Source organism: Spirosoma migulaei (genome assembly GCF_054776855.1).
Genome location: NZ_BAAHBG010000028.1, coordinates 16,006 through 27,749 on the forward strand (window position 1 = coordinate 16,006; position 11,744 = coordinate 27,749).

Sequence of the window (11,744 nt, forward strand, 5' to 3'; positions counted from 1 at the left end):
CTGACGACTCTTAGCCACCGAGTAGCTAGGCAGATTTTTTGACGTAGCGATTCGACGACTGTACTACTTTCAGATGATGCACAGCAAACGACCGTTTACGAGATACTTGCCGCAGTTCTTTATCACTGCCATTTTGAGCTAACTACTGTCTCAATTTGTCATCTCGCCAATCAATGTCTCTGCAATAATACGCCTGAGTTTATGAGACATAACGTTGGGCTTTAAAACGACCGCAAGTCGAACGCGACTCCAAGACGAACCATGAATGATCTGCCCAGCGGCCCGGCTCTATTCGGATGTACTAACCTTGATTAGTGGGCGTTTATGTGCAGCCTTATGCTCCTTAGCGCACGACACCTTAAAGCAAACGCAGTTGCCTGGCTTTTTCTACAGCTTTACTGCGGCTGTCCACATCTAATTTTATATACAGATCTTTCAGCCGGGTTTTCACCGTATTCAGGGAGATGAATAGCGTGTCGGCTATTTCCTGGTTGGTCAGATTCCCGGCCATCAACTGGAGGGCTTCCCGATCGCGGGTAGTCAGGTTGAACTGGACAGCGGGAGAGTTTTTGCGTTTTTCGATCTTCCGCCTGAGTTTATCGATAAACTGTTGGGGGAGTTTTTCCGCTGCGGTTGCCTGACTTTTAAATACTTCCTGGAGCAGCGGGTTGATCTTATCCAGGTAATTGAGGTGATACATTAAAATGTCGTCGGTGGCCGCATAGCGCAGCGAGTCGGTTAAGCTCGACAGCGCTTTTTCCCGCTCGCCCGTCGCCAGGAAAACCAGGGTAAGAAACACGTTGATTTCTATCATGCGCTCAATTCGATTCTGAGCGCTGGCCATCTCATAGAGCTGGGACAGCAGTTGAAAGGCTTCCTCTAGTTTATGTTCGGCCATGAGCAGCTGAACCAGCGACATGTAGCGGTACTCTTCGGTATACGAAATGGGCTTGCCTATTTCAACGCCATGCATGTCAAGAAAAGCGCGGGCTTTTTCCAGCTCGTTCTGGATCACCAGCAACGTGGCTTTTATGCCAATATACATGGACTCCCGGAATGGATTGACCTTATGTTTTTGCATGATCGTTTCCATTTCTTTTATTTTCTGTTCCGCCCCTACCAGATCTCCCTGCCCATGCAACACCACCGCATAAACGACCAACACCAACACTTTGGAGGTCATATCCGCTTCCTGAATACATAGGTTATAGGCTATTTTTATGTTTTCCGCAGCCTCGTCCAGATCGGCCCAGAAGTACTGGATAGCCGCCATGTTGGCAAATAAAACGGCAAACGTCCAGTCTGTTTTTACCAGGGAAGCATACCCATTTTCTTTCAGAAATTCCAGAAGATCAACGCTACGTTGGTAGGAAACTTTATAGTATCCTAATCTCCCCTCATTGAAAGCCAGGGTGGTAGCAATGGTGGTTATGAGGTAAATGTTGCCCGATTTCTTACCAAAGGCCAAGGCCTTTTTTAAGGCCTCGGTGCTTTCCTGGAGGTTTCCATTGGCTAACTGGGCCGTTCCTACCGCATACCATCCCCAACTGAACCATAAAGGATCTTCTTCCGAAAGATTGTCCAGCGCGATCCGGCAGTAGTCAAGGATTATATCCGGCTTGCCCAGGAAGGAATGCTGGTAAGCCATAGCTACCGCCAGTTTGCCTATTAATTTATGCTGGTCTGGTGTAGCTGACCCGTTTGCGATCGTCTGCCGGGTCAGTTGTTCGGCACTGACCAAAAAAGGGGCGGCTTTTTGAAGTTGTCCGGCCGTAATCAATACCCAGGCGTAGAATAAGCTAAAGCCCGGATTCTTTTTTATAAGCTCGCCCGGCAATCGGTCGCCATAGGTCATAATAGACGAGTGGAGACCAGTTTCCCACAGGCTCTCCGCTACGTCGACCAGCAACTCAATGGCTTTATCATAATGCTGGGTTTGAAGCAGATGCTCAATGGCCAGGGGAATCTGGTGGTTCTGCTCAAACCAGGCGCTTGCATTAGTATGTAGCCTACTCACAAGCGCTTTCTCTTTTGTGTAAAGGCGTTGTTTTAATAAATCGGCGAACAGGTGATGATACCGGTACCACTTGCGCTCCGTATCTAGCGAAATGATAAAAACGTTATTCTTCTCCAGCGTTTCGAGAATCGTTTGACTATCCTGACGATCCAGAACAGCATCGCAAAGCGGGCCGGACAATTGGTCTAAGAGGGAGGTTTGCAGTAAAAATTCTCTGACTTCGGGGGCTTGTATCTTTAGCACTTCCTCAATCAGATAATCCATGATATACCGGTTATCTCCCTTAAAATTCTGAATAAAAGCAGCGCTATCGTCTCGCCCATGCAGGGCAATGGCAATGAGTTGCAAACCCGCAATCCAACCTTCGGTTTTATAAGCCAGGGCCTGAACATCTGCCGTACTGAGCTTTAATTTAAGGGTCCGGTTAAATAGAAGATGAATATCAGGGGGCGAAAAACTGAGGTCAGCTGCCCTTAACTCGACTAACTGGTGCTGACTTCTCAGTTTTGCGATGGGTAAACTGGGGTCGGCCCGGGTGAGAATAACCAGGTGGATGGTAGAGGGTATATGCTCGATAAAATACGCCAACAGGTCTAAAATCTCCCGGTTCGTAATGACATGTAAATCGTCCAGTACAAGGCAGAAGTGGGTGGGTAATGCCAGCAGTTCATTCAGCAAAAGCTGAACAACAGACCGCTGACTTATCTGACCTGGCGAGTGCAGCAGTTTCATCGCATTATCGCCAAATTGAGGAAAGAGTCCCTGAATGGCGGAAATCAGATAACTCAAAAATTCGGCCGCATCATTATCGCTGGTATCGATAGAATACCAGGCCGCAGGAATCTGCTGCAGAATGATCCAGTCACTAACCAGCGTTGTTTTCCCAAACCCTGCCGGTGCCGAAATGAGCATTAATTTAGTTTTCAGACCCGCAGTCAGTTTATCAAAAAGCTCTGAGCGATGAACGGTTTGGCTACCGGGTGGAGAAATATGCAGTTTTGTTAACAGCACATCGTTCTCTTTATGGCTATTCCTATTGGCCACAGGAAGCACAGCACTGAGTTTGTTAGGTAGGACCTGTATTCCCTTGAGTTGGGTGGGCAGAGGAACCTGGATACCTGGATTCGTAATGGCAAATACTTCTACGGTGTCTGTTACATTTTTTAGCGCAAAATGGCCTAAAGAGGCCGTTGAAATCGTTGGCTGATTTCTCAGTTCATCATTTAATTTCCCTGATATAAGAATAGCCCCAGCCACGCCAAGACTTTCAATCCAGGATGCTACGTTCACGCCATCGCCATACACTTCTGTCTGGTCAAACACAATATCGCCCATGTGCAGGCCTATGCGGAGGGCAACAGGCTCTCCCTCCTGCAAGCTTTTTTGAATGGCAATAGCACATTGAACGGCTTCGACGGCACTTTTAAACACACTTAATACGCCATCGCCATAATACTGTATAATCCTTCCCTGGTGTACCAGATGTTGTTGCTCAAATACCCCACGATGGCGCGCCCGAACAAGTGAGGCAACCTGTTCATCTCGCTGCGTTAACGCTGTATAGCCAATAATGTCGGCAAACATGATCGCAGCTAATTGCCGCACTTTATTTTCATCCATGACCTATTCGTTTGGGGGCGTGGGCACAAGGTATCGAAAGAAATCGACTATGAAGCGGATATAAGTCTTTGTCAGGCAAGATGATACAACCGGTTAGGTAGGTACCAGACAGGCACCGAGAGATGCTCGATTAAAAATCCCGGTTCTGACGAATCCAAACGGCCTAAACGCTTACGTCTCGGCCAACGTTAGGGCTCCATTTCCTTTTTAGCGCCCGTTCTCCACCTACCGGTGTGCCTTGGCAATCTGAACGAGCGTGTTTGATCAACGGCCAGTTTTAGTTTACTCGACCCAGGTAGTTCTTTTTAGAAACCTCACATCTGCTGGTTTTCGGCTGATAATATCAATCAGTATTTACTGGGTAGTAACGCTTAGCGAACACTCTTTCCGGGAGCAGTACGAAAAGAACAAATAAAATCACTTCTTTGCGATCAAGTTCAGTTGGTTTGATCCTTAAAATCAGGCACTACCTTTCCCTAATAAATAAGGGGTTGTTGGTACCATACATTACCAGGGAAAAAGCCCATTCAATGAAGAAACAGTATAGCGTTACCTAAACATTATGACAAACAGAATTGCCATTGTAACAGGGGCGGCCCGCGGGATCGGGCTTGCAACAACAAAATTATTTTTGAATGATCACTGGCGTGTCGCTATGGTTGACTATGACGCAGCGGAATTACAAAAAGCATCGGAAGAATTGCCAGGTACCCTGCCGATTTATTGTGACGTTTCTATACCGATCATGGTTCAAGAAATGGTATCAAACGTACTCGATACGTTCGGACGTATCGATGCATTGATCAATAACGCAGGGGTAGCCATTTTCCAACCGCTCGAAAAAACGGATTTTGACGCCTGGCGAACGATTATGGCTACAAATCTGGATGGCGTTTTTCTTTGTACACAGGCAGTTATACCAGCGTTGAAAGAGAGTCGGGGGTGCGTCGTCAATATAGCCTCTATTTCTGCTCTTCGCGCCAGTACCCTGCGTGTCGCCTATGGAACCTCAAAAGCAGCTGTTGTTCACCTAACCAAGCAACTGGCCGTAGAACTGGGAGATTATGGTGTTCGGGTCAACTGCGTGTCACCTGGCCCGGTAAAGACTAAGTTGGCGGAAGCCGTTCATTCACCAGAAATTATCAAAGCCTATTATGATGGCATCCCATTGAATCGCTCGGCAACTGAGCAGGATATCGCCGAAACAGTCGTCTTTCTTTGCTCTGAAAAGGCCTCCTTTATTACAGGGCAGATGATTGCCGTTGATGGCGGGTTCGATGCTACGGGTATCGGTCTGCCAGCCCTCCGGGCATCAAGACAATGACTGGTTGGCTACTGCTTAAACCTTCTTTCAATTTCCTACACACAATGCATTACAACTGCCATAGTGGCAGGTTAGATAAGTAGGTCGAATCTTCAATTGAAGTGCATCCCCGATCTGTCTAGGGTGTGAATGGGAAGAAAAATTTGATTTTTATTCCCTGGCTTCGACGCCGTGGTTCGGTCCCCTGCTGGCACATACTGTTCGAGTCTACTCTACTGTGCCGAAAAATCAGCAACATAAGAAGCCGGTCCATTGAATTTGAGCTTGGCTTTTGAGTGGCCAAAACAACCCATCCCTATGCCTACATCGCCAAACCAATTCGAACAATTGGGCTACAACGGGCTATCGAATATGACATCGGCAAGCAGCCTGTGGAAGCAGTTAACGAAACGGGCTTCGGCACCCAGTTGGTGGAATTGCTCGCCCGCCAGTTCGATGGTATTCTAATCTACCAGAGCCAGAACGGGATGCTCGTCAAACTCCGCGTCAACCGACCAGCCGTTGCCTAAGGCCGAATTTCGTCCAATTATGCACTAGTCAACCACAATCAAGGTTATCGTTTTGCCAGCCTGTCTAAACTCGCTCGCTCGGTAGCCAGGCTGGATTGAAATCGGTTAAGGGTACGCTCAAGTTGCCGGAGTGAAGTACTTCGGTAAGACTCTTTAGAATTGATAGACTGCACATTGGCAAGCCGATACTGCGTTCGACTAATGGCCATTTCTAACTTGACAATACTGCTTTCGTGTCGATTGATCCGGTTGGTTATAAATTCACTAGCCCAGGAATGGCAGATGGATTTAACAGGGGTTGGGGATTTTAGAACGGTCAGCCATTCTTGCTCTAAGGCTCGGATAGCTGGCAGACAGGGTTGTCCATCGAAAGCCTCAACAGGCAGTTGAAGTAAACTGTCTCCATCACACACGGAAGCGTTTAGCAGAATATGGCCTCTAGACGAGATATTGGTTAAAACCTCGAAGCCTTTTTCTAATTCTGAATTTTCAAAATAGAACTTCTGGCGTTCTCCTTGTTGATTAACCGCGGTTAAATAGAAAATCATGCCCGATTAACGTTAAATAAACCTGTCGCTTTACGAATTAAGTATGTTTTCCTTCCCATCTGCTAAAAACAGGACTCCCAATCTTTCCTACCCTAGCTGCATTCGTGATACGTACTCTTTGGGCCGGAACACGAGAAGAAGCGTATAGTCATTCAAAAAATCGGGGGTGATCTCCTGCAAAACAAAATTCTGACCGGCAAAATCAATACACGTGTATATGAATCAGGATATGGTCTTGGGTTGAACTATCTGTTATCCTGTATGCAACCATTAACAGGTGAATAAATAGCTAGACTGATGTCCTTCGTAGTATATTGCGTGTGGCTATCCGTTTAAAATTGACCTCTTTATAAAAGGACAGTTCGATGTAACTTTATCTTTCAGGTAGTAGCAGAGTTTGGTTAATCGTTAAAACTACTATTGGGATGCAAACACTTGTCCCAATAATCGATGATAGCACTCATCTGTGCTTTCAGGAGGGCAAAGGTGGTTTCTTTTTTAAAATATCCCTGAATAGTCATGCTATAAGCCTGATTGACAAGACCTTGGTCGGCAGCTGTTGTTAAAAAAACGAACGGAATAGACTTCATTTTTAGATACGCATTCAGATCAATAAGCTGACGAAGTTCTATACCATTCATGTTCGGCATATTTACATCGCATAAAATCACTAAAGGGGGTTCCAGGGTAGCAATTAAATACTCAATGGCCTCAACGCCGTTACTAAAAAAGACCAGTGGATTAATAACTTCCAAACTTTTAATTGCTTCCTGAATAAAGAGTTTATCATCCTCGTCATCTTCAATAACAACAATTGGAGCTTTGCTCGTCATAGTATGTAGGTCAAACGTAATTACGGTTTTTGTAAGTTGTCAGCCACAGTGATCGTTCGATTTTCTGAAGGGCAGACTAACAAATATAACAAAAGTAAGGTAGGATCAGGCGTACAGTCGCCTGGCATTGAGCTATAGCCGTAACCTACGCTACCGCCAGTCGGGTGTCCTGAATCGAAAGCCGAAACAGAGTACCATTCTGTAGTAACCATTCGCCATGCCCATCGAGTTGTTCGCTCAGGGAGGTAATCAGGCGTTTACCAAATGAATTTCGCGGGTTGAGTTGCTGCCCGTCGGAAAGATCAATGCCCGGTCCATTATCCTGCACTTCCAACGTCATACCCGTTCGACCTTCGTGCCGATTCTGCTGAAGCTCAATCCGAAGCAACGGCCGCTGCCCGGCCAAATAGGCATATTTAAAGGCATTGGTAGCCAGTTCGTTCACAATCAATCCCAAAGGGATGGCCACATCGACATCCAGTTCGGGCAGATCGACATTGAGTTGCAGGTCGAACGTATCACGCTGGTATCCATACGCTTGTATCAGACTGTCGGCCAGATCGGTGAGGTATTCAGCCATGTTTACGGTCGTGAGCTGATCGGTCTGGTAAAGCCGCTGGTGAATCAATGACATAGCCTCAACGCGTTGCTGACCAACCCGCACTGCCTGAATGGCCTTTTCATCGTCGAGCCGGTTCGATTGGAGTTTTAGTAGACTGGACACGATGGCCAAGTTATTTTTAACGCGATGGTGCAGTTCCTTCATCAGTACACGTAACTGATCCGCCTGATTGCCCAGTTGTTGACTGTTCGCGGTAATGATACTGTTCTGAATCGATAGTCGCTGGTTTGTTTGGCGGATAATGAAGTATTGAGCGACCAGAGTACTCAGCAACACCAGCAGTATCCCCAATCCCCCCGTCATGTACTTAATTTTCTGCGCGCGCTGTTGATTGTGCTGATCAAGTTGCGCAATCTGGGTGATTTTCTTCTGGGTATCATACTTAGTTTCCAGCTCGGCCACCGCTTTGGCTTTCTCGACCTCGGCCATTGCTTTGATCTGCGCAATCCGGCGGGTCTCCTCCGACTCAATAAGCGCAATCTCCTTTGCCTTGCGGGCTTCTACCTGAGCAATGGCCTGCGTTTCGGCCAGTTCCAGGTTCGCTTTAATGGTTGCCAGCGCATTAGCCTGTTGCAGGGCGTAGCGGCCCTGCAATTGGGCAATCGTGCGGGTTTTGTCGAGCGTCATCAGGGAATCTTCTACCCGTTTGTGCATCGTTACGGCCGCGTATGCTTTCTGATAATTTCCGACGGCTGCGTACGCACGAGCTAACTCACCATACACTGAACTTGTCAATGGCGATTCCTTAGCAGCTTTTACGGCATCCAGCGATTTTTCGGCGTAATAAACAGCCGAGTCCGGGCGGTTCAGCCCCCGGTAGGCGAAGGACAGATTGCGGTAGTTATGGGCCAGACTACTGAGTTTTTTTAGGGGCAGATTGATCGTTATTGCCTTTTTTAGGTAGGTAATAGCCGTTTGATACTGGCCTGTTACGTTATAGTTTTTGCCGAGGTTGTTATACAGAACGCGGTAAGCTTCGGCGCCTGCATGCAGCTGATCGTTGATGGCGATGGCCTTAAAAAAATAGTCTCGACCGATCGGGTACTGCCCCATATCCTCGTAGATAATACCCGCGTTGATATAATTATCGACCAACTGGGCTGTCAGGTTAAAACGCTGATTGAGGGCGATAGCCTGCTGAATGTGAGCCAGACCCTGTTTGGTCAGATTAAGAACGTGTTGACTGTCGCCCATCATCTTATAAAGCCAGCCCATATTATTATACACCGGAGAAGATAGAGCCGGTTTTCCCGCTTTGGTATAGTGCGTAATAGCAGCCTGATAGCAAATCAGAGCCTCTTCGTATAGCCCCTGGTGCATTCGTATTACGCCCTGTAGCCGGTTATAGTCGCCTAATCCTACTTGGTAATTTAGTTGCTGGCTAAGTTGGGCCACCAATTTTAGGTAGGTCTCAGCCGAATCCGACTGCCCCTGTTTATAGAAAGCGTTGGCAATATCATAGTACAACTGAGCCCGGCTCGTGTCCGGTAAATTACGGGAAAGCAATATGGGGCGTCTATCCGTATTCTTTTGCTGGGCCATTGCTGGATAGACCACGAGTGTCAGCAGAAGAAGCACGCTGGCAATACACCAATGGTGAGGTATCATGTAGCTAGGGAAAAGAAGGTTAAAAAGATCAGCGAAGTAAGAAGCACGTTACCGTAATTGGTAGATAATGTGATTATATTCCGTTTTGCTTACTCAAAGCGGAATATAATCACATTATTTTTACCAATTATCATCTGTTCAGCCATTAAAACTATTAACACCCGAAAATAGCAGGATACTAGTTACTGAACGGGATCAATAAGCCTCGCTCGTCTGTCAACCTACTCGGATGTGTATGCTACGAATTAGGGTTACTAGTGACTAAAACGGCTCTCGTTCATCGTTATCCCTCTTTTGGGTATACTACCGTTCAGTTAAACCTCTAATTCGAGCTGTTTTTTAGAAACGGTTGTTCCAACCTGATCAGTTGGCAACAGTGAGTCGCTACTTACTACTTGGGGTGTCTACCTCCACCCTAGCCCAAATGGCTCTCTGGCTCGATCGAATCGGCAAAATTCATCAATAACCAAGGGGTTCCCACGTTGATCATGAGGCCTTGTGCGCAACGTCATCTGAACCTTTTCTGCGAAAATATATGGCTACAAGATCAAACCGTTAGCTGGGTAACCAAGTATATGTGCCTGTAGGTCGTGGCGTTTATAGGGCAAACGTTGCAGGATTTACGGTGGTTATCCCCCTATTTTTACTGGACAATATCAGGTAAAAATATGAGTATTTTTACTTAGCACAATCCGTATAACTCCGGTTTACTGGCGTTATAGGTATTTGTAGGTTTGTATTGATGTTCAATATAGTCTATTCCGTACCAGTAAAACCAGTAAATCATGAACAAGAAAACAAAACCTGTCGTAGCCGATATGCAATCGGTTTCAGGTGTACCGGCCCTCGTTAACGAGTCATGCATGCTCGTCCCTCCCTCGCCTGAAGCACAGGAAAAAATTAAAAAGGAACTGGATAAACTTCAAAAGCGAGACAGTCCATTTGCGGCAAATATTGCCTTCAGGCAAACGAAAGCGGTTGGTCTCGACGATGGGCTGATCTTTCCGGGCACGCTCTTTCCGTTAGGTACAACTGCATCCATAGCCAGCAATGCGGCAGCAGACCGTGCTCCGTTACGGGGAGCGGTCCGTGTGGCTGTTGTGTTAGTCAACTTTTCGGATCGCGCAATTACGCAGCCAGTCAGTCATTATACCAATTTGTTCTTCTCGTTGGGTGTTGTGCCTACGGGTAGCCTACGTGAGTATTACCGCGAGGTGTCGAACAATGCCGTCGACATTCAGGGCCAGGTAATTGGCCCGGTTACGCTTTCACACCCAATGTCTTACTACGCACACGGTGCATCGGGCAGAGGGAACGTCTTGCCCAATGCCCGTACAATGGCGCAGGAGGCAGCTCAATTGGCAAATCCTCTCATTAATTTTGGCAGTTATGATAATGATGGCAACGGTTTCGTCGACGCGTTCATTGTCATTCACGCTGGGCGTGGAGCCGAAGAAACAACGGCACTTACAGATATATGGTCGCATAAATGGGTATTGCCCAGTGTTTATGCTGCCGATGGCAAAAGTATCTACGCCTACCTGACCGTTCCGGAAGACTGTAAATTAGGGGTATGTGCCCACGAACTGGGGCATCTGCTGTTCGGCTTTCCAGACCTGTATGATACAGATGAAATAAACGCCAGCGAAGGTATTGGGAACTGGTGCCTCATGGCAGGTGGTAGCTGGAATGGAGGTGGTAACCGACCTGCCCATCCATCAGCCTGGTGCAAGGTTCAGCAGGGCTGGGTGACGGTGGTGAATCAGACCTCCAATGGCCTGGTCAGCATTCCCGACGTAAAGTCCAGCTTTCGGGTGAATCGGCTCTGGAAAACCGGGGGAGCAGGCAGTGAGTATTTTCTGGTTGAAAACCGCCAGAAAACCGGTTTTGATGATCATCTTCCCCAGGGTGGTTTGCTGATCTGGCATATCGATGATGCGGTTGCCGATAATACCAATGAAGCCCATTACAAAGTGGCGCTGATGCAGGCCGATGGTCTTCGTGATCTTGAGAAGATTAATGGATTTAACCGGGGCGACGCGGGTGATCCTTATCCTGGCTCGTCGAACAATCGCTCATTTACTAACTCCAGTACGCCGAACTCAAATTCGTATGCAGGCTCGAGTACCTGCGTTGCCATTACATCAATCAGCGATTCGGCGGCCACCATGTCGGCGCAGTTTCAGGTTCGTTGTAAAGTGCTTATAAAAGAAGTAAAGGATAAAGACGTAGTCAAGGATAAGGAGCTGGCCAAAGAACGAAAGGAGTTGATAAAAGAAAAGGAATTCGCCAAAGAGCAAAAAGATCTGATACTTGAGAAACCGCAATTCGATAAGCCAGTCAAGGAAAACTTTGAGAAGCCCGGCGATGGCAAATTGACCGAAGGGAAATTGGCAGAACAGGGAGGAGGATTTGGTTTAGGAACTGGCACGCCCGACGTGCTGGGGCGTGTATCGGCTCTCGAGAATCGGATGAATGCGCTGGAACCCTTTATCAGCCAGTCGTTACGTCCCGACTTGATCAATGGAGCCTACCGACAGGAAACCGACCAGGCAGCCGTTGACCCTGAGCTGGATGCAGACAGTAAACGGACGTTGGATTCGAAAGTACCTGACACGCTCTAACTGAGTTCGCTAGGCGTAGCCGCACGTGTCGGCTACGCC

7 protein-coding genes are annotated in these 11,744 nt (G+C 47.4%); 3 read left to right on the top strand and 4 right to left on the bottom strand.

Going from position 1 to position 11,744, the window contains the following annotated elements:
* Nucleotides 1-358: 358 nt before the first annotated feature.
* Nucleotides 359-3,637 carry a LuxR C-terminal-related transcriptional regulator gene (locus tag ACYVGO_RS28220; protein WP_460972139.1) on the bottom strand — a complete coding sequence of 1,093 codons (3,279 nt, stop codon included), beginning with the start codon at nucleotides 3,635-3,637 and terminating at the stop codon, nucleotides 359-361.
* A gap of 562 nt (nucleotides 3,638-4,199) precedes the next feature.
* Here ACYVGO_RS28220 and ACYVGO_RS28225 point away from each other — a divergent pair.
* Both ACYVGO_RS28225 and ACYVGO_RS28230 read left to right on the top strand, forming a co-directional pair.
* Nucleotides 4,200-4,961 carry an SDR family NAD(P)-dependent oxidoreductase gene (locus ACYVGO_RS28225; protein ID WP_460972140.1) on the top strand — a complete coding sequence of 254 codons (762 nt, stop codon included), beginning with the start codon at nucleotides 4,200-4,202 and terminating at the stop codon, nucleotides 4,959-4,961.
* A 275-nt stretch (nucleotides 4,962-5,236) separates the two neighbouring features.
* On the top strand, nucleotides 5,237-5,470 hold the full coding sequence (locus tag ACYVGO_RS28230) for a hypothetical protein (RefSeq protein ID WP_460972141.1): 234 nt from the start codon (nucleotides 5,237-5,239) through the stop codon (nucleotides 5,468-5,470).
* Nucleotides 5,471-5,514: 44 nt separating this feature from the next.
* Here ACYVGO_RS28230 and ACYVGO_RS28235 read toward each other — a convergent pair whose 3' ends face one another.
* The 3 genes from ACYVGO_RS28235 to ACYVGO_RS28245 all read right to left on the bottom strand — a co-directional run bounded on the left by ACYVGO_RS28235 (nucleotide 5,515) and on the right by ACYVGO_RS28245 (nucleotide 9,081).
* The gene (locus ACYVGO_RS28235) at nucleotides 5,515-6,018 is read right to left on the bottom strand and encodes a hypothetical protein (RefSeq protein ID WP_460972142.1); all 504 of its coding nucleotides are present in this window, start codon (nucleotides 6,016-6,018) and stop codon (nucleotides 5,515-5,517) included.
* Between the two features lie 401 nt (nucleotides 6,019-6,419).
* Entirely contained in the window at nucleotides 6,420-6,851 is a 432-nt protein-coding gene (locus ACYVGO_RS28240) for a response regulator (protein ID WP_460972143.1), read from the bottom strand.
* Between the two features lie 145 nt (nucleotides 6,852-6,996).
* Nucleotides 6,997-9,081 (bottom strand): sensor histidine kinase, encoded by a 2,085-nt coding sequence (locus ACYVGO_RS28245; RefSeq protein ID WP_460972144.1) that lies wholly within the window; start codon nucleotides 9,079-9,081, stop codon nucleotides 6,997-6,999.
* A gap of 785 nt (nucleotides 9,082-9,866) precedes the next feature.
* Between ACYVGO_RS28245 and ACYVGO_RS28250 the strand changes: the two genes are divergently transcribed.
* Nucleotides 9,867-11,705 carry a M6 family metalloprotease domain-containing protein gene (locus ACYVGO_RS28250; protein ID WP_460972145.1) on the top strand — a complete coding sequence of 613 codons (1,839 nt, stop codon included), beginning with the start codon at nucleotides 9,867-9,869 and terminating at the stop codon, nucleotides 11,703-11,705.
* Nucleotides 11,706-11,744 lie beyond the last annotated feature (39 nt).

Coding starts and splice junctions, on each gene's coding strand:
- ACYVGO_RS28220 (WP_460972139.1), bottom strand. CDS start 3,637: ATGGATGAAAATAAAGTGCGGCAATTAGCTGCGATCATGTTTGCCGAC.
- ACYVGO_RS28225 (WP_460972140.1), top strand. CDS start 4,200: ATGACAAACAGAATTGCCATTGTAACAGGGGCGGCCCGCGGGATCGGG.
- ACYVGO_RS28235 (WP_460972142.1), bottom strand. CDS start 6,018: ATGATTTTCTATTTAACCGCGGTTAATCAACAAGGAGAACGCCAGAAG.
- ACYVGO_RS28240 (WP_460972143.1), bottom strand. CDS start 6,851: ATGACGAGCAAAGCTCCAATTGTTGTTATTGAAGATGACGAGGATGAT.
- ACYVGO_RS28245 (WP_460972144.1), bottom strand. CDS start 9,081: ATGATACCTCACCATTGGTGTATTGCCAGCGTGCTTCTTCTGCTGACA.
- ACYVGO_RS28250 (WP_460972145.1), top strand. CDS start 9,867: ATGAACAAGAAAACAAAACCTGTCGTAGCCGATATGCAATCGGTTTCA.